This is a genomic window from Geodermatophilus ruber (genome assembly GCF_900114385.1).
In the GTDB taxonomy this organism is placed as follows: domain Bacteria; phylum Actinomycetota; class Actinomycetes; order Mycobacteriales; family Geodermatophilaceae; genus Geodermatophilus; species Geodermatophilus ruber.
In genome coordinates, this window is sequence record NZ_FOSW01000001.1 from 220,624 (window position 1) to 238,276 (window position 17,653).

The 17,653-nt window shown below is 73.5% G+C and carries 13 protein-coding genes; 7 read left to right on the top strand and 6 right to left on the bottom strand.

All coding sequences use genetic code 11. The annotated features are described in order from the left end of the window. Positions 1-23: 23 nt before the first annotated feature. A complete protein-coding gene (gene cysD, locus BMZ50_RS01205; protein ID WP_091320117.1) occupies positions 24-932 on the top strand; it encodes a sulfate adenylyltransferase subunit CysD in 909 nt (302 codons plus the stop codon). Further along, the gene (locus BMZ50_RS01210; RefSeq protein ID WP_218146041.1) at positions 932-2,263 is read left to right on the top strand and encodes a sulfate adenylyltransferase subunit 1; all 1,332 of its coding nucleotides are present in this window, start codon (positions 932-934) and stop codon (positions 2,261-2,263) included. The genes cysD and BMZ50_RS01210 overlap by 1 nt, the downstream gene beginning before the upstream one ends. A 99-nt stretch (positions 2,264-2,362) precedes the next feature. Here BMZ50_RS01210 and BMZ50_RS01215 read toward each other — a convergent pair whose 3' ends face one another. The 3 genes from BMZ50_RS01215 to BMZ50_RS01225 are packed head-to-tail and all read right to left on the bottom strand — an operon-like array spanning position 2,363 to position 5,975. After that, positions 2,363-3,193, bottom strand: coding sequence for an FAD binding domain-containing protein (locus BMZ50_RS01215; RefSeq protein ID WP_091320121.1), 831 nt, complete (start codon positions 3,191-3,193; stop codon positions 2,363-2,365). Next, positions 3,190-3,693 (bottom strand): (2Fe-2S)-binding protein, encoded by a 504-nt coding sequence (locus BMZ50_RS01220; RefSeq protein ID WP_091320129.1) that lies wholly within the window; start codon positions 3,691-3,693, stop codon positions 3,190-3,192. The genes BMZ50_RS01215 and BMZ50_RS01220 overlap by 4 nt, the downstream gene beginning before the upstream one ends. Beyond that, positions 3,693-5,975 (bottom strand): xanthine dehydrogenase family protein molybdopterin-binding subunit, encoded by a 2,283-nt coding sequence (locus tag BMZ50_RS01225; protein WP_091320132.1) that lies wholly within the window; start codon positions 5,973-5,975, stop codon positions 3,693-3,695. The genes BMZ50_RS01220 and BMZ50_RS01225 overlap by 1 nt, the downstream gene beginning before the upstream one ends. Positions 5,976-6,111: 136 nt before the next feature. Between BMZ50_RS01225 and BMZ50_RS01230 the strand changes: the two genes are divergently transcribed. After that, a complete protein-coding gene (locus tag BMZ50_RS01230; RefSeq protein ID WP_091320137.1) occupies positions 6,112-7,335 on the top strand; it encodes an MFS transporter in 1,224 nt (407 codons plus the stop codon). A 73-nt stretch (positions 7,336-7,408) separates the two neighbouring features. Here the strand turns inward: BMZ50_RS01230 and BMZ50_RS23910 are convergent, their stop codons facing one another. After that, positions 7,409-7,573, bottom strand: a complete 165-nt coding sequence (locus BMZ50_RS23910; protein ID WP_177212577.1) for a hypothetical protein — start codon at positions 7,571-7,573, stop codon at positions 7,409-7,411. 121 nt (positions 7,574-7,694) lie between these two features. Next, on the bottom strand, positions 7,695-11,705 hold the full coding sequence (gene hrpA / locus BMZ50_RS01235; RefSeq protein ID WP_091320141.1) for an ATP-dependent RNA helicase HrpA: 4,011 nt from the start codon (positions 11,703-11,705) through the stop codon (positions 7,695-7,697). Between the two features lie 194 nt (positions 11,706-11,899). On the opposite strand from hrpA, the gene BMZ50_RS01240 reads away from it, so the two are divergent. The 3 genes from BMZ50_RS01240 to BMZ50_RS01250 all read left to right on the top strand — a co-directional run bounded on the left by BMZ50_RS01240 (position 11,900) and on the right by BMZ50_RS01250 (position 16,099). Beyond that, positions 11,900-12,424, top strand: a complete 525-nt coding sequence (locus BMZ50_RS01240; protein WP_245753230.1) for a MarR family winged helix-turn-helix transcriptional regulator — start codon at positions 11,900-11,902, stop codon at positions 12,422-12,424. Next, complete coding sequence (locus BMZ50_RS01245; RefSeq protein WP_091320145.1) at positions 12,421-14,184, top strand: MDR family MFS transporter; 1,764 nt, start codon at positions 12,421-12,423, stop codon at positions 14,182-14,184. Before BMZ50_RS01240 ends, BMZ50_RS01245 begins: the two co-directional genes overlap by 4 nt. A gap of 118 nt (positions 14,185-14,302) precedes the next feature. Then, positions 14,303-16,099, top strand: coding sequence for an acyl-CoA dehydrogenase (locus BMZ50_RS01250; protein WP_091320149.1), 1,797 nt, complete (start codon positions 14,303-14,305; stop codon positions 16,097-16,099). 65 nt (positions 16,100-16,164) lie between these two features. On the opposite strand, the gene BMZ50_RS23915 is transcribed toward BMZ50_RS01250, so the two are convergent. Next, a complete protein-coding gene (locus BMZ50_RS23915; protein ID WP_177212578.1) occupies positions 16,165-16,329 on the bottom strand; it encodes a hypothetical protein in 165 nt (54 codons plus the stop codon). A 257-nt stretch (positions 16,330-16,586) separates the two neighbouring features. Between BMZ50_RS23915 and BMZ50_RS01255 the strand changes: the two genes are divergently transcribed. Beyond that, positions 16,587-17,636 (top strand): YihY/virulence factor BrkB family protein, encoded by a 1,050-nt coding sequence (locus BMZ50_RS01255; protein ID WP_091320152.1) that lies wholly within the window; start codon positions 16,587-16,589, stop codon positions 17,634-17,636. The last annotated feature ends 17 nt before the right edge of the window (positions 17,637-17,653 follow it).

The following is a 17,653-nucleotide window of genomic DNA, read 5'->3' on the forward strand; positions in this document are numbered from 1 at the left end:
TCGATCCTCCGGAGCTCGATCACGTGACGACCCCTGACTACCGGCTCTCCCAGCTGGAGACGCTGGAGGCCGAGTCCATCCACGTGATCCGCGAGGTCGCGGCGGAGCTGGAACGCCCCGTGCTGCTGTTCTCCGGCGGCAAGGACTCCATCGTGATGCTCGAGCTGGCGCGCAAGGCGTTCGCCCCGGCCCGCATCCCCTTCCCGGTGATGCACGTGGACACCGGGCTGAACTTCCCCGACGTGCTGGAGTTCCGCGACAAGCGGGTCGCCGAGCTGGGCGTGCAGCTGATCGTCGCCTCGGTGCCCGACGCGATCGCCGCCGGCACGGTGAAGGAGGAGCCCAACGGCTCCCGCAACCGGATCCAGACCCCGGTGCTGCTCGACGCGGTCGAGGAGCACGGGTTCACCGCGCTGTTCGGCGGCGCCCGCCGCGACGAGGACAAGGCGCGGGCCAAGGAGCGGGTGTTCAGCTTCCGCGACGAGTTCGGCCAGTGGGACCCGAAGAACCAGCGCCCCGAGCTGTGGGACCTCTACAACGGCCGGATCCACCTCGGTGAGTCCATCCGGGTGTTCCCGCTGTCGAACTGGACCGAGCTCGACATCTGGCAGTACATCGCCCGCGAGGAGATCGCCATCCCGCCGCTGTACCTCGCCCAGGAGCGGGAGGTCGTCGAGCGGCAGGGGATGCTCTACGCGGTCAACGAATTCATCCGCCCACGCGAGGGCGAGCGGCCGTTCCGCGCCACGGTCCGCTACCGCACCGTGGGCGACGCGAACCTGACCGCCGCCGTCCGGTCCGAGGCGACCACGGTCGAGGAGGTCATCGCCGAGATCGCGGTGACCCGCATGACCGAGCGCGGCGCGACCCGCGGCGACGACAAGGTCAGCGACGCCGCCATGGAGGACCGGAAGAAGGAGGGGTACTTCTGATGACCGCCACCGACTCCGGCACCGCCGCCCAGCCCGTCGACGTCCACTCGGCGGCCGCCGAGCACGCCGCGGAGCTGGCCACCGCCCGCAGGGACATCCTGCGCATCGCCACCGCCGGCTCGGTGGACGACGGCAAGAGCACGCTGATCGGCCGGCTGCTCTACGACAGCAAGGCGATCTTCGAGGACCAGTACGAGGCCGTGGCCCGCGCCAGCAAGGGCGACCACGTCGACCTCGCGCTGCTCACCGACGGCCTGCGCGCCGAGCGCGAGCAGGGCATCACCATCGACGTCGCCTACCGGTACTTCTCGACCCCGCGGCGCACGTTCATCCTGGCCGACACCCCCGGCCACGTGCAGTACACCCGCAACATGGTCACCGGCGCCTCGACCGCCGACCTGGCGATCGTGCTGGTCGACGCCCGCAAGGGCATGGTCGAGCAGAGCCGCCGGCACGCCTTCCTCGCCTCGCTGCTGCGGGTGCCGCACCTGGTGGTGGCGGTCAACAAGATGGACCTCGTCGACTGGTCGGAGGAGACCTTCGACGCCATCGCCGACGAGTTCAGCGCCTTCGCGGCGAAGCTGAGCGTGCCCGACCTGACCGTCATCCCGATCTCCGCGCTGCACGGCGACAACGTGGTCAAGCACTCCCCCCGCACCCCGTGGTACGAGGGCCCGACGCTGATCCACCACCTCGAGCGCGTGCACGTGGCCAGCGACCGCAACCTCACCGACGCCCGGTTCCCGGTGCAGTACGTGATCCGGCCGCAGACCGATGCCCACCACGACTACCGCGGCTACGCGGGCACCGTGGCCAGCGGTGTGCTGCGCCCCGGCGACGAGGTGCAGGTGCTGCCCAGCGGCCTCACGACGACGGTCGCCGCCATCGACGGCCCGCGCGGCCCGGTGGAGGAGGCGTTCCCGCCCATGTCGGTGACCGTGCGGCTGGCCGACGACCTCGATGTCTCCCGCGGCGACCTCATCAGCCGGCCGGAGAACGCGCCGACCCCCACCCAGGACCTCGACGCGCTGATCTGCTGGATGGCCGACGAGCCGCTGCGGCCGCGGCAGCGGATCGCGATCAAGCACACCACCCGCACGGTGCGCGCGATGGTCAAGGATCTGGCCTACCGGCTCGACGTCAACACGCTGCACCGGGACACCGACGCCGGCGAGCTCGGTCTCAACGACATCGGCCGGGTGCGGCTGCGCACCACCCAGCCGCTGTTCGTCGACAACTACACCCGCAACCGGGTCACCGGGCGGTTCATCCTCGTCGACGAGGCCACCAACGCCACCGTCGGCGCCGGGATGCTCACCCCCGCCGGCTGAAACGGGACGCCGCCGGAACCTAGCGGTCCCGGCGGCGTCCCGGCCCCCTGCAGGGTCCCGCCGCGAGCGTGCGAGCGGAGGGGGGCAGGGGGTCCTTCTTCAGGCGGCGGCTGCGCCCGCGCCGGCCGCCTTCTCCAGCGCCCGGCGGGTGAGCAGCCGGGCCAGGTGCTGCCGGTACTCCGCGTCGGCGTGCATGTCCGCCGACGGCGAGGTGCCCTCGGCGGCCAGCGCGGCGGCCTCCTCGATCGACGCCCCGCGGGCCAGCGCCTCCTCGGTCGCGGTGGCCCGCACGACCGCACCGGCCATGTTCGCCAGCGCCACCCGCCCCTCGACCGCGGCGGCGGCGACGATCGGCCAGTCGTTGGCCCGCCGGGTGAACTTCTCATAGCCCCAGCCGGCCGACCCGGTGCGCGGCACCCGCAGCTCGACGACCAGCTCGTCGGGCTCCAGCGCCGTCTCGAAGAAGCCGAGCCAGAACTCGGTCACCGGGATCGACCGGCGCCCGTCCGGGCCCTGCGCGACCACACTGCCGCCCAGCGCCAGCAACGCGGTGGGCAGGTCGGACGCCGGGTCGCTGTGCGCCACGGTGCCGCCGATCGTGCCCCGGTGCCGCACCTGCGGATCGCCCACCTGGCTCGCCACATACGGGAGGATCGGCACCTCCGCCTGCGCCACGGGGTCCTTCTCCAGCTCGTGGTGCCGGGTGCCGGCGCCGATGGCCACCTCGTCGCCCTCGACGCGCACGTAGGACAGCCCCGGGATGCGGCCGATGTCGATCAGCACGGACGGCATGGCCAGCCGCAGCTTCATCAGCGGCAGCAGCGAGTGCCCGCCGGCGAGGATCTTGGCGTCGTCCCCGTGCTCGACCAGCGCGGCGACGGCATCCTCGACAGTGCCCGGACGCACCAGCTCGAACGGGCCGGGGATCATGCCTGCACCTCCTGCGCCTGCGGCACCTGACCGGCGGTGGGACCGGCCTGGGCGGCGGTGCGGACCGCCCGGACGATGTTGTGGTAGCCGGTGCAGCGGCAGAGGTTGCCCTCCAGCCCCTCCCGCACCTCCCGATCGCTGGGGTCGGGGTTGTCGGCCAGGACGCCGATGGCGGCCATCACCATGCCCGGCGTGCAGAAGCCGCACTGCAGGCCGTGCTCCTCGCGGAAGGCCCGCTGCACGGGGTGCAGCTCGCCGTCCGGGCCGGCCAGCCCCTCCAGGGTGGTCACCTGGGCACCATCGGCCTGCGCCGCGAGCACCGTGCAGGACTTCACGGTCAGGCCGTCGACGACGACCGTGCAGGCCCCGCACGAGGTGGTGTCGCAGCCGATGTTGGTGGCCTTGAGCCCGCACACCTCCCGCAGATAGTGCGCCAGCAGCAGCCGGGGCTCCACCTCGTCGGTGCGCTGCTGACCGTTGACGGTCATGGAGACCTTCATCAGTGGGTGCCCTCCTGCTGAGCCTGCTGGATGGCCCGCCACACCCTCATCGGCGTGGTGGGCATGTCGACGTGGCGGACGCCGAGGTGCGCGACGGCATCGATGACGGCGTTGTGGACGGCGGGGGTGGAGCCGATCGTCCCGGCCTCCCCGATGCCCTTGGCGCCCAGCGGGTTGATCGGCGTCGGCGTGGCCATGTCGACCAGCTCGAAGCTGGGCAGCTCGGTCGCCGAGACGAACGGGTAGTCGGCCAGCGTCGAGGTCTGTGGGTTGCCGTCGGCGTCGTAGAGGACCTCCTCGAGCAGCGCCTGCGCCACCCCCTGCGCGAAGCCGCCGTGCCGCTGCCCCTCGGCGAGCAGCGGGTTGACGATGACGCCGGCATCGTCGACCGCCACCAGCCGCTGCAGCTCGGCCTTGCCGGACTCGACGTCGACCTCGACGACGGCGACGTGCGCGCCGAACGGGAAGGTCGGCGCCGCGGCCTCGAACCGGGTCTGGACGACCAGCGGCTCCTTCTCGGCCAGCTGGGCGAAGGTGATCCCGGCGCCCGGGGTGCCGCGCACCGACAGCCCGGCGGAGGTGAGGTCGACCTGCAGGTCGGCCGGGTCGGCCTCCAGCTGCTCGGCGGCCCGCTGCTTGGCGACCTCGATGAGCTCGGTGGCCGCCTGGTGGACCGCGGCGCCGCCCTGCTGGAGGCTGCGCGAGCCCATGGTGCCGCCGCCGCGCGGGATGCGGTCGGTGTCGCCGTGGAGCACGGTGATCTTCTCGACCGGGATGCCCAGCTGGTCGCTGGCGAGCATCGCCCACGCGGTGGCGTGCCCCTGGCCGTGCGGCGAGGTGCCGGTGAGCACCGTCGCCGTCCCGTCAGGGTGCACCTCCAGCTCGGCGGACTCCGCCGCGCCCAGGCCGGTGTCGGCGCCGGTGATCTCCACGTACGTCGACAGGCCGATGCCCAGCTGCCGCACGTCCCCGCGCTCCCGCCGGCGGGTCTGCTCGGCGCGCAGTTCGGCGTACCCGGCGGCCTCGAGCGCCTTGTCCAGCGCCGCGACGTACTCGCCGCTGTCGTAGGTCGCGCCCGACGGCGTGGTGTGCGGCTCGGAGAAGGCCGGGACCAGGTTCTTCCGGCGCACCTCGGCCGGGTCCATGCCGATCTCCGCGGCGAACAGGTCGATCGACCGCTCCACCGCGGCAGTCGCCTCGGGGCGGCCGGCGCCGCGGTAGGCGCCGATCGAGGTGGTGTTGGTGGCGAGCGCCCGCGCCTGCGCGTGCACCTTCGGGAAGGCGTACGTGGCGGCGGCCATCAGCATGGTCAGGGTCGGCAGGATGATCCCGACCCGCGGGTAGGCGCCGCAGTCCTGGTCGACGACCAGGCTGTAGGCCTCGATGGTGCCGTCGCGGCGACCGCCGATCGTGACCACCTGGTCCTGGCCGCGGCCGTGCAGCATCCCGACGAGGTTCTCCGACCGGCTCTCGGTCCAGCGGACCGGGCGACCGGCCTGCTGGGCGAGCCAGGCGACGAAGGCGTACTCGGGGTCGGCGCCGATCTTCGCCCCGAACCCGCCGCCGACGTCCGGTGTCACCAGGTGCACCCGTGCAGGGTCCAGCCCCAGCCAGCCGGCGATCTCCCCCTTGGCCTGCTGCGCGCCCTGGTTGGTGCACCAGATCGTGACGCGGCCGTCCTCACCCCAGGCCGCGGCGGCGGCCCGGGTCTCCAGGGGCACCGGCGCGACGCGCTGGTTGACCATCCGCTGCGTGACCACGACCTCGCAGCCGACGAAGAAGTCCTCGGGGGCCGGCTCGCCGAAGGCGGCCATGACGTTCGTGCCGGCCTCGGGGAAGAGCAGCACCTCGTCCCGGGCGGAGTCCGCCGTGGTGACGACGGCCGGCAGCGGGTCGACGTCGACGGAGACCAACTCCGCCGCGTCCTCCCCCTGGTAGCGCTCCTCGGTCAGGACGACGGCGACGATGTCGCCGACGAACCGGACCGCGTCCGTGGCCAGCCAGGGCCGGATCATGGCCGGGGGCACCATGGGCAGACCGGCCGGGATCGGCGCGAGGTCGGTGCAGTCCTCGGCCGTGAAGACGGCGACGACGCCGGGCGCTTCCCGGGCGGCGGAGGCGTCGACCGAGAGCAGGCGCCCGTGGGCGACCTGAGAGCGGACGAAGGTGGCGTGCAGCGCACCGGTGAGCCGGTCATCGACCAGGTCGTCGGTGTAGGTCGCACCACGCGTGAGGAACAGCGGGTCCTCCGTGCGGACCACGCGGGTACCGAGGATGCTCATGCGCTCACTTTCCGTCGGTGAGTGATCGCGGCCACTATCGATGACCGGACACCCGTCCGCCAACCCCTTCCGTCTTGCGGAAGCTCTCGATCGTCCGCGCCGCGGGCCCCGCCCGCGGTGTGGTGAGCTGTCCGGGATGGACGGCGGGGTCGGGACGCGCTCCCGCGCAGCCGCACTGCTGCTCGTGTGCGCCGTCGTCGCCGTGGCCCTCAACCAGCGGCCGGCGGTCGTCGCCGTCGCCCCCGTGCTCGGCGACCTGCGTGCGGACACCGGGCTCTCCTCGGCGCTGGGCGGCCTGCTGACCACCCTGCCGGTGCTCTGCTTCGGCGCCTTCGCCCCCGTGGCGCCGCGCCTCGCGCGGCGGATCGGGCTGGAGCTCGCGGTGGCGGTCTCGCTTCTGCTGCTCGCGGCCGGCATCGCGCTGCGGCTGTTCCCGCCGGTGGCGCTGCTCTACGCGGGCAGCCTGCTCGCCGGCGCGGCGATCGCCCTGGCCAACGTGCTCATGCCCGCCTACGTCAAGCGGGAGGTCTCCCGGCCCGGCGCGGTCATGGGGGTGTACTCGGCGTCGCTCAACATCGGCGCGGCGGTCGGCGCCGCCGCGACCGTCCCGCTGGCCACCGCGTTCGGCTGGGACTGGCGCGTCGCGCTGGGCTCCTGGCTGTGCCTGGCGCTGGCGGCGCTGGCCCTGTGGCTGCCGGTGGCCGGGACCGGGCACGCGCGCCGCGCCGCCCGGGGCGACGTCCCGGGCGGGGGCTCGTGGGTGCTGCTCCGGCAGCCGCTGGCCCGCCAGGTGACTGCCTTCATCGGCCTGCAGAGCGTCCAGTTCTACTCGGTCGCGGCCTGGCTGCCGACGCTGCTCGCCGACTCCGGCGTCCCCGTCTCCCGCGGCGGGCTGCTGCTGGGCCTGGCCAACCTCGTGGGTGCCGCCGGCGCGCTGCTCGCCCCGGCCCAGGCCGGTCGGATGCGCACCCAGCGCCCGCTCGTGCTCGCCGTGGGGCTGGCGTACCTGGTCGGCCTCGGCGGCCTGCTCCTCGCGCCGGGGACCGCGACGACGGTGTGGGTGTGCGCCTTCGGGCTGGCCCAGGGCAGCGGCTTCGCGCTGGCCCTGACCCTGATCGTGCTGCGCAGCCCCACCCCCCTGACGGCGGCGCGGCTGGGCGGGGTCGCCCAGTGCCTGGGCTACCTCCTCGCCGCCGCCGGCCCGCTGGTGCTGGGCTGGCTGCACGACCTGACCGGCGGCTGGGCCTGGCCGGTCGGGCTGCTGCTGGTGCTCCTGGGGCCGATGACCTGGGCCGGCTGGGGGGCGGCCCGCGACGCCGTCGTCCGGACCGAGGAGGAGCCGGCGCTCAGCCCAGGGTGACCGGCAGGTGCTCGAACCCGCGCAGGGTCTGCAGCTCCCGGGCCCGGAACCCGCGGCGGCGCCGCCCCGGCGGTCAGCTGTTCGGGTCCGGCGCGGAGCTCGGGTCGCCGTTCCAGTTCTTGCCGGCCACGTCGGCGCGCTCGGAGGCGCTGTCGGTCTGCTCCGCGACGGCCTCGATCAGCTCCTCGTCGGAGAGACCCTCCCCGGCGGCTCGGGTCTTCCCGGTGGGCTCGCTCATGCCGGCTCTCCTCGGTGTGTGGTCGGACGGGTCCTCCACCTCGTCCCCGGGAGCCGCCGGAGGCAAACCAGGTCAGACGGGCATGCCCTGGCCCCTCGTTGGCCAGACCCACGGTCCCTGCTCAGGCGAGGAGCGCGTCGATCGCCTTGTAGACACGCTGCTCGGAGATCGCCCGCGGGGTACCGATGGAGTGGGCGAAGAGCCCCACCCGCAGCTCCTCGATCATCCAGCGCACCCGGGCGACCGGGTCGTCCGGCGCACCGGTGGCGGGCACCTGCCTCCGCAGCTGCTCGTACTCCGCCGTCACCGCCGCGACCTGGGCGCTCCACAGCTCGTCGCGGACCGCAGTGGCCGGGAGCTTCTCCAGCCGGTGGGCCATCGCCCTGAGGTAGCGCACCATGTCGGGCAGCCGGCGCCGTCCGGCCGCGGCCACGAAACCGCGGTGCAGCAGGCCGCCCATCTGCCGGCGCAGGTCGGCGACGGCCCGCTCGGGCACCCGCCGGCCGGGCGCGGCACCGATCGCGACGGCGACCTCGCGGGCCTGGGTGAGCACCGCCTCCACCCGGCCCACCGTGTCGGTGGTCAGCGGCAGCAGCTGCGCGCGGGCCGCCGTCACCAGCGCCGCGAAGGCAGCCTCGTCCCGGGGTGGGCCGCCGGCGGCGGCGATCAGCTCGTCGGCGGCCGCGTCCACGCAGTCGTCGACCAGCGCCGGGATCTCGCCGTCCGGGTTGAACTGCAGCGCCAGCCGCGTGCGCGGCGACAGCGACTTCACCACCTGCCGGGCCGGGGAGCCGGCGACCAGCACCAGCAGCCGGCGGGCACCCCGCCAGGTCAGCCGGGTCGCCTCCACCTCGGTGGCGACCACGCGGACGCCGACGGTCTCCCCCTCGTCGACCAGGGCGGGGTAGGCGGTGGCCACGTGCCCGCCGCGCCGGACCTCCACGGTGCGCGGCAGCTCCCCCAACGACCACTCGGTCAGCCCGGTGCGCTCGACGTCGGAGGCGGCCGCGGCCAGGCTCGCCCGGCTCTGCGGCGCCACCTGCGTGCGCAGCGCCTGCAGGTCCTTGCCGGTGGCCAGCGGGCGGTGCTGCTCGTCGATGACGCGGAAGGTGGCCCGCAGGTGGTCGGGCACCTGCTCGGGCGACCACGCCTCCGGCGGGACGACGACCGCGGCCGACCGCCGCAGCTCGCGCTCCAGGGCCGGCAGCAACGGCTCGGACGGCGCGATGCGGGGGAGCACCTCGCGGACCCGGTCCGGGATCGGCACCAGCGCGCGGCGCAGCTGCTTGGGCAGGGTGCGCAGCAACGCGGTGACCAGCTCCTCGCGCAGCCCGGGGACGGTGAATGCCAGCGACTCCCCCGAGGTGCGCTCGACGACGGTGTCGAGCACGGCGAGGGGGACGTCGACGGTGACGCCGTCCTGCGCGGTGCCCGGCGCGAACGCGTAGGACAGCGGCAGGGTGAGGCCCTGCGTCAGCGGCACCGCATCGGGGAAGTCCTCCGCCCGGACCTGACCGGCCGTGGCGGCGTTGGTCAGCATCTCCGGGGTGAGGGTCAGCAGCCCGGGGGTCTCCCGCCGGGCGGACTTCCACCACCGGTCGAAGTGCCGGGTGGACACCACCTCGGCCGGGAGGCGCGCGTCGTAGAGCTCGAACAGCGTCTCGTCGTCCACCCGGATGTCGCGGCGGCGGGCGCGCTCCTCCAGCTCGGCGACCCGCTGGATCGCCTGCTGGTTGTCGTGCCAGAACCGGTGGTGCGTCGTCCACTCGCCCTGCACCAGGGCGTGCCGGATGAACAGCTCGCGGGAGACGACGGGGTCGATCGAGCCGTACTGCACCCGCCGGCCGACGACCAGCGGGAGGCCGTAGAGGGTCACCCGCTCGGTGGCGACGACCGAGCCCCGCTTGGCGTCCCAGCGCGGCTCGGAGTACTGCCGCTTGACCAGGTGGTCGGCCAGCTGCTCGACCACCTCGGGGTCGACGCGGGCGACGGTGCGGGCGAACAGCCGGCTGGTCTCCACCAGCTCGGCGGCGACCACCCAGCGCGGCGGCTTCTTCGCCAGCGGCGTGCCGGGGGCGATCACGAAGCGGGCGTTGCGGGCGCCGAGGTACTCCCGGCTCCCCCGCCGAGACGAGCCATTGTGGCCACTGTGGCCCTTGGGGGGCTCGGCCTGGAGGCCCACGTGGGAGAGCAGCCCGGCGAGCAGGGCGGCGTGGATGCCGCGCTCGTCGGGCTCTGCGGCGGGCTCCCCGAGGGACATGCCCAGTCGCCGGGCGGTGCCGCGCAGCTGGCCGTGGAGGTCCTGCCACTCGCGGATGCGCAGGTAGTGCAGGAACTCGCGCTTCACGGTGCGCCGGAACTGGTTGCCCGAGAGCGCGTCCTGCTGCTCGGTGAGGTACCGCCACAGGTTGAGCAACGCCAGGAAGTCGGAGTGCTCGTCGGCGAATCGGGCGTGCATCTGGTCGGCGGCCTGCTGGTGCTCGGCGGGGCGCTCGCGGGGGTCCTGGATGGTGAGGCCCGCGGCGATGACCAGCACCTCCTCCAGCACGCCGCGCCGATCGGCCTCGACCACCATGCGGGCCAGCCGCGGGTCCAGCGGCAGGGCCGCCAGCGCCCGCCCGGTGTCGGTGAGCTTCCCGTGCTCGTCGAGAGCGTGCAGCTCCTCGAGCAGCGCGAGGCCGTCGGCGACCGCGCGGCGGTCCGGCGGGTCGATGAAGGGGAAGTCGGTGACCTCCCCGAGGCCGAGCGCGGCCATCTGCAGCAGCACCGAGGCGAGGCTGGTGCGCAGGATCTCCGGGTCGGTGTACTCCGGCCGGCTCTCGAAGTCCTCCTCGGTGTAGAGGCGGATCGCGATGCCGTCCGACGTGCGCCCGCACCGGCCCGAGCGCTGGCGGGCCGAGGCCTGGCTGATCGGCTCGATCGGCAGCCGCTGCACCTTGGTCCGCGCGCTGTACCGGGAGATGCGCGCGGTCCCGGGGTCGACGACGTACCGGATGCCCGGGACGGTCAGCGAGGTCTCGGCGACGTTCGTGGCCAGCACGATTCGCCGACCGGTGTGCGGGGCGAAGACCCGGTGCTGCTCGGCGGCCGAGAGGCGGGAGTAGAGGGGCAGGACCTCCACCGCCGGGAACCGGTCGGTGAGCACGTCGGCGGCGTCGCGGATCTCCCGCTCGCCGGCGAGGAACACCAGGATGTCGCCCGGGCCCTCGGCGACCAGCTCGTCGACGGCGTCGGCGATCGCGGTGACCTGGTCGCGGTCGGGGTCGGCGTCCGGGTCGTCCGGGTCGACCACCGGCCGGTAGCGCACCTCGACCGGATAGGTGCGCCCGCTGACCTCGACGACCGGCACCTCGGCGCCGTCGACGGAGAAGTGCTTGGCGATCCGGTCGACGTCGATGGTCGCGGAGGTGATGACCAGCTTGAGGTCGGGCCGCTTCGGCAGCAGCTGGGCCAGGTAGCCGAGCAGGAAGTCGATGTTGAGGCTGCGCTCGTGCGCCTCGTCGATGATGAGCGTGTCGTACTGCCGCAGCAGGCGGTCGCGGGCGATCTCGGCGAGCAGCACGCCGTCGGTCATGACCTTGACCAGCGTCGAGTCGCCCACCTGGTCGGTGAAGCGCACCTTCCAGCCGACGACGTCGCCCAGCGGCGTCTCCAGCTCCTCGGCGATCCGCTCGGCGACGGTGCGCGCGGCGATCCGGCGCGGCTGGGTGTGCCCGATCCGCCCGCGCACGCCCCGGCCCAGCTCGAGGGCGATCTTGGGCAGCTGGGTGGTCTTGCCGGAGCCGGTCTCGCCCGCGACGACGACCACCTGGTGCTCGCGCAGCGCGGCGGCGATGTCCTCGCGCCGGGCGCTGACCGGCAGCTCGGCGGGGTAGCGCACCGCGGGGACGGCAGCGCGCCGGCGGGCGATCACCTCCTCGGCGGTGGCGACGTCGGCGGCGATCCGGTCCCGCTGGCGGGCCCGCGCGTCGGCGTCCCGGGTGCGACGGAGCCCGTCGAGCCGCCGGCCCAGCCGGTGCGCGTCCTCGACGGTGAGCTCCGCGAGCCGCGCGCGCAGGTCGTCGGCCGGCCCCCGCCGGTCACCGGCGGGAGCTCCGGCCGGCCGCGTGCGGAGCTGGTCGGGCGGGGTCACGGGGGATGTCTCCTCGTCTGGGGGCAGGGCGGGACCCGGCGTGCGGGCAGCGGGCAGCCGCTCCAGGATCCCATCGACCCGGGCGGAACCGCGGTGAGCCAACTCACCTACGTGCACCCTGCAACTGGTTGCTTGCCACGAACAACCGCTTGTAGCGTGCACGTGTTCCCGCCCGCCGTCCCCCGGAGTCCCCCGTGCCCACTCCCCGGCCCGCATCCGGCCCCCCGGGTCCCGGCCCCGCGGGCGACCGGCCGTCCGAGCTGCGCACGCTCGGCGAGCAGCTCCCCCGGTTCATGCGCCTGGTGCACGCGCTCAAGAGCAGCCAGGCCGCGGAGAGCCGCGACCGCGCGGCGCTGGTCCTGCTCTTCCCGCTCGCCCGGCTCGGCCCCCTGCGCCAGGGCGCCCTCGCCGACCTCGTGCACGCCGACCCCTCCACGGTCAGCCGGCACGTCGCCACACTGATCGAGCGGGGCCTGGTGCAGCGGGTCGCCGACGAGACCGACGGGCGGGCCAGCCGGCTGGTCGTCACCGAGGCCGGTCACGCCGCGCTGGATCAGGTCCGCGCCGAGCGGGAGGCCCACCTCGGGCGGGTCACCGCCGACTGGACCACCGAGGAGCTCGCCACCCTCACCACGCTGTTCGGCCGCTTGCTCGACGGCGTCGCCGCCTCTCTGCCCACCGATCCCGCCGCTGCCCAACTCCCGAGAGAGACCTCATGAGCCAGAGCACCCGCACCCGCGCGGCCGAGCGGCGAGGCGCCCGCGCGGCGGCCGCCGCACCCGGCGCCGACGGCGCCTTCACCCACCGGCAGATCGTCACGATCCTGGTCGGGCTGATGGTCGCCATGTTCCTGGCCGCCCTCGACCAGACGGTCGTGGCCACCGCCATCCGGACGATCGCCGACGACCTGCAGGGCTACGACCTGCAGGCGTGGGCGACGACGGCGTTCCTGATCACCTCGACGATCGCCACGCCGCTGTACGGCAAGCTCTCCGACATCTACGGCCGGCGGCCGTTCTACCTGTTCGCCATCGCGGTCTTCGTCGTCGGCTCGGTCCTCTGCGGCCTCGCCACCACGATGTACCAGCTGGCCGCGTTCCGGGCGATCCAGGGGATCGGCGCCGGCGGCCTGATGTCGCTGGCCCTGGCGATCATCGGCGACATCGTGCCGCCGCGGGAGCGCTCCCGGTACCAGGGCTACTTCATGGCCGTGTTCGGCACCTCCAGCGTGCTGGGTCCGGTCATCGGCGGGTTCTTCGCCGGCCAGGACTCCCTGCTCGGGCTGGACGGCTGGCGCTGGATCTTCCTCATCAACGTCCCGCTGGGCGCCCTGGCCTTCATCGCCGTCTACCGCGTGCTGCACCTGCCGCACGAGCGGCACGACCACCGCATCGACTGGCCCGGTGCGCTGGCCCTGATCACCTTCCTCGTGCCGCTGCTGGTCGTCGCCGAGCAGGGCCGGACCTGGGGCTGGACGTCGTCCGGCGCCGTCGTCTGCTACGTGATCGGCGCGGTCGGCTTCGTCCTGTTCATCCTGGCCGAGCGCGCCTACCGGGACGAGGCGCTGCTGCCCCTGCGGCTGTTCCGCAACCGCAGCTTCGCCGTCAGCGGCATCGGCAGCCTCGTCATGGGCGCCGGCATGTTCGGCGGCCTGCTCCTGCTGCCCCAGTACCTGCAGATCGTGCACGGCTCCAGCGCGACCGTCGCCGGCCTGCAGATGATCCCGCTGGTGGCCGGCATCATGATCGGCGCGATGAGCTCGGGCATCGCCATCTCGAAGACCGGCAGGTACAAGATCTTCCCGCTGGTGGGCATCGCGCTGATGACCACCGCCCTGCTCTCGATGTCCTTCGTCGTCGACGCCGACACCTCGGTGTGGACCCTGGTGCCGTTCATGGTGCTGCTGGGCCTGGGCCTGGGCTTCAACTTCCAGCCGGTGATCCTGGCGGTGCAGAACGCCGTCTCGCCACGGGAGATGGGCGTGGCCACCTCGTCGGTGACCTTCTTCCGGCAGATGGGCGGCACGATCGGCACCGCGGCCTTCCTGTCGGTCTTGTTCAGCCGGCTGCCGGTGGACATCGACACGGCCGTCGGCGACGCCGTGGCGGCCAACCCCGCGCTCGGCCCGCAGTTCCAGCAGCTCGGCGGCGCCGGCAGCGACCTGTCGGACACCTCGTTCATCCAGGAGCTCCCCGACGCCCTGGCGCTGCCGTTCAAGGTCGGCTTCTCCAGCTCGATCGACCTGGTGTTCCTCATCGCGGCCTGCGTGGTGGCGCTCGGGTTCTTCGTGTTCCTGTTCCTCCCCCAGCTGGCGCTGAGCACCCAGTCGGGCATCCAGGCCCGCCAGGCCGCCGCGCAGACCGCGGGTGGGGACAGTGCGGACGCCGGCGAGCAGGCCACGCAGGCGGCCGGTGCCGCGGCGCCGACGTCCACCGCGCCGCCGGTGGGCCGCCCAGGAGACGCCACGCCGTCGTCCTGACCCCCCACCCCCTCCGCGATCGCGACGTTCCCGGGGGCGACACGCCGGCCGCACTGGCGCGTCGTTCCCGGGAACCTCACGATCGCGGGGAGTCCCGCCATCCGGAGGTTCCCGCACCGTGCCGCCGTCGTCGCTGATCCTGTCCCGCCGCGACCTGGAGTTCCTCCTCCACGAGTGGCTGGACGTCGAGTCGCTGCTCGAGCGCCCGCAGTACGCCGAGCACTCCCGCGAGACGTTCGACGCGGTGCTGGAGCTGGCCGAGCGGATCGCCACCGAGCACTTCGCGCCGCACAACCGCACGGCCGACGAGAACGAGCCCCGGATGGTCGACGGCCGGGTGGAGCTGATCCCCGAGGTCAGCCGGGCGCTGAAGGTGTTCGCCGACGCCGGGCTGATGGCCGGTGAGTTCGACGAGCAGTTCGGCGGCATGCAGCTGCCGCACGTCGTCGGCCAGGCGGTGTTCGCCTGGTTCAAGGCGGCCAACGTCGGCACGGCGGCCTACCCGTTCCTCACGATGGCCAACGCCCGCCTGCTGCTCGCCCACGGCAGCCGGGAGCAGATCGACACCTACGTCGGGCCGATGGTCGAGGGCCGCTGGTTCGGCACGATGGCGCTGTCGGAGCCGCAGGCCGGCTCCTCGCTCGCCGACATCACGACCCGGGCCGAGCGGCAGGACGACGGCACCTACCGGCTGACCGGCAACAAGATGTGGATCTCCGCCGGCGACCACGAGCTGACCGAGAACATCGTCCACCTGGTGCTCGCGAAGGTGCCCGGCGGCCCGCCGGGGGTGAAGGGCATCTCGCTGTTCGTCGTCCCGAAGTTCCTGGTGCGGGACGACGGCTCGCTCGGCGAGCGCAACGACGTCGTCCTCGCCGGGCTCAACCACAAGATGGGCTACCGGGGGACGACGAACACCCTGCTGAACTTCGGCGAGGGCGTGCACACCCCCGGCGGGCGGGCCGGCGCGGTCGGCCACCTCGTCGGCGAGGAGCACCGCGGCCTGACCTACATGTTCCACATGATGAACGAGGCGCGGATCGGCGTCGGGATGGGCGCGACCGCACTCGGCTACACCGGGTACCTGCACGCGCTGGAGTACGCGCGCACCCGCACCCAGGGCCGCCCGCCGACCGACCGCAACCCCTCCGCCCCGCCGGTGCCGATCATCGAGCACACCGACGTCCGCCGGATGCTGCTGGCGGCGAAGTCCTACGTGGAGGGCGGGCTCGCCCTCGGGCTGTACTGCGCGCGGCTGGTCGACGAGGAGCAGACGGCGGGGTCCGAGGCCGACCGGGCGCGGGCACACCTGCTGCTGGAGATGCTGACGCCGATCGCGAAGGCCTGGCCCTCCCAGTGGGGCCCGGTCGCCGACGACCTGGCGATCCAGGTGCACGGCGGCTACGGCTACACCCGCGACTACCCGGTCGAGCAGTTCTACCGGGACAACCGGCTCAACCCGATCCACGAGGGCACCAACGGCATCCAGGCGCTGGACCTGCTCGGCCGCAAAGTGGTCATGCAGGACGGCGCCGGGCTGCGCCTGCTCGCCGGGACGATCGCGGCGACGACCGCCCGCGCGGCCGGGACGGACTGGGCCGGGTTCGCGGTCGATCTCGACGCCGCCGTCGACCGGCTCACCCGGGTGACCGCGACCCTGTGGGGCGTCGGCGACCCGGCGGTGACGCTGGCCAACGCGAGCGCCTACCTGGAGGCGGCCGGGCACGTCGTGGTCGCCTGGCTGTGGCTGGAACAGGCCCTGGCGACGGCCGGGCGCACCAGCGACTTCCACGAGGGCAAGCGGGCGGCGGCCCGGTACTTCGCCCGGTACGAGCTGCCGACGGTGCACACCCGGCTGGACCTGCTGGAGTCGCTGGACCGCACCGTCCTGGACCTGCCGGAGAGCTGGCTGTAGACACGCCCGCGCCCCGCTGCTCCGGGGGGAACGGCGGGGCGCGCGGGTCGGCTCGGCTTCCCGGGTCAGGCGGCGCGAGCGGCTCCCATCGGCTCGGCCGCGGTGGCCGACCCGCGCGCCGCGGCACGCTGCTCGCGCTCGTAGCGGGCCGTCGTGGTGGTGCCCATCACGATCACCAGTGCGGTCAGGACCAGGAACCCGATCAGGGTCACAGCCGGCCACAGCACCATCGGTTCGTCCCCCTGCTGCTCTCGTCGGTGACCGCCGGGGCGACGACCCCTGCGGTGCCTCGTCGGGTCAGTGTTCCCCCGCCGGACAACGTCTCAATCGTCGAATGGTGAGGATCACCCGACCGAACGTGATCGACTTCACGTGCGTGGCTGCGGTGCGGGCCGGGCCGCCGACATCCCGGTCGCAGGAATGGAACCGGCTGGTCCGGGGCAGGGAGTGCCCGAGGCTCACTTCCCGCCCGACCGGAGGACGATCGATGGACCGCCGCAGCAGCTCGACGGCCGCCGGGGACACCCGGTTCTCCGGCAACACCGCCGGTGCCCCTGCACGCCGGGACGACCCCGCGCCCGACGACGACAAGGTCAGCGGCACCCGCGCCGACTACGCCCCGAGCGGGGCCACGGGCAAGGCCACCGCCGGCGGCACGCTGAAGCGCACCGTCACGGAGTTCAGCGAGGACAACCTCACCGACTGGGCGGCCGCGCTCACGTACTACGGCGTCCTGGCACTGTTCCCCGCCCTGATCGCACTGCTGTCCATCGTCGGCCTGCTGACCGATCCGCAGCAGCTCACCGACGCACTCACCGCCGTGGTGCCTGCGCAGGCCGCCGAGACGCTGAACCCGGTGATCGAGCAGATCGCGGGCAACACCGGTTCGGCGGGCCTCGGCCTGATCCTCGGTCTGGCCGGCGCCGTCTGGTCGGCGTCGGGCTACGTCGGTGCGTTCACGCGGGCGGCCAACGTCGTCTACGAGACACCGGAGGGGCGCAAGATCTGGAAGCTCAAGCCTCTCCAGCTGTTGGTCACGCTCCTCGGGATCCTGTTCGCCGCCGTCATCGTCGCCATGCTCGTGCTGAGCGGCCCTGTCGTCGATGCGATCGGGCAGGCCATCGGGCTGGGCGACACCGTGCTGACCGTCTGGAACGTGGCCAAGTGGCCGGTCATGCTCGTGGTGCTGGCGCTGATGATCGCGGTCCTGTACTACGCGACCCCGAACGTGCGGCTGCGCGGGTTCAAGTGGGTCAGCCCGGGCGCCGCGGTCGCCATCCTGGTGGCGATCGTCGCCTCGGCCGCCTTCGCCTTCTACGTGGCCAACTTCGGCAGCTACAACAAGACCTACGGGGCACTGGCCGGCGTGGTCATCTTCCTCGTCTGGTTCTGGCTGATCAACGTGGCCCTCCTCTTCGGCATCGAGCTCGACGCCGAGATCGAGCGCACCAAGGAGATGAAGGAGGGCGTGCCGCGGGCGGAGAAGGAGATCCAGCTGGACGCCCGGGCCGAGCCCAAGGACCAGCGCACCACCTGAGGCCGGTCCCGGCGACC

Excerpts from the sequence above, each read along its gene's own strand:
- BMZ50_RS01210 (WP_218146041.1), top strand. The coding sequence starts at position 932 with ATGACCGCCACCGACTCCGGCACCGCCGCCCAGCCCGTCGACGTCCAC.
- BMZ50_RS01215 (WP_091320121.1), bottom strand. The coding sequence starts at position 3,193 with ATGATCCCCGGCCCGTTCGAGCTGGTGCGTCCGGGCACTGTCGAGGAT.
- BMZ50_RS01220 (WP_091320129.1), bottom strand. The coding sequence starts at position 3,693 with ATGAAGGTCTCCATGACCGTCAACGGTCAGCAGCGCACCGACGAGGTG.
- BMZ50_RS01225 (WP_091320132.1), bottom strand. The coding sequence starts at position 5,975 with ATGAGCATCCTCGGTACCCGCGTGGTCCGCACGGAGGACCCGCTGTTC.
- BMZ50_RS01230 (WP_091320137.1), top strand. The coding sequence starts at position 6,112 with ATGGACGGCGGGGTCGGGACGCGCTCCCGCGCAGCCGCACTGCTGCTC.
- BMZ50_RS23910 (WP_177212577.1), bottom strand. The coding sequence starts at position 7,573 with ATGAGCGAGCCCACCGGGAAGACCCGAGCCGCCGGGGAGGGTCTCTCC.
- BMZ50_RS01245 (WP_091320145.1), top strand. The coding sequence starts at position 12,421 with ATGAGCCAGAGCACCCGCACCCGCGCGGCCGAGCGGCGAGGCGCCCGC.
- BMZ50_RS23915 (WP_177212578.1), bottom strand. The coding sequence starts at position 16,329 with ATGGTGCTGTGGCCGGCTGTGACCCTGATCGGGTTCCTGGTCCTGACC.
- BMZ50_RS01255 (WP_091320152.1), top strand. The coding sequence starts at position 16,587 with ATGGACCGCCGCAGCAGCTCGACGGCCGCCGGGGACACCCGGTTCTCC.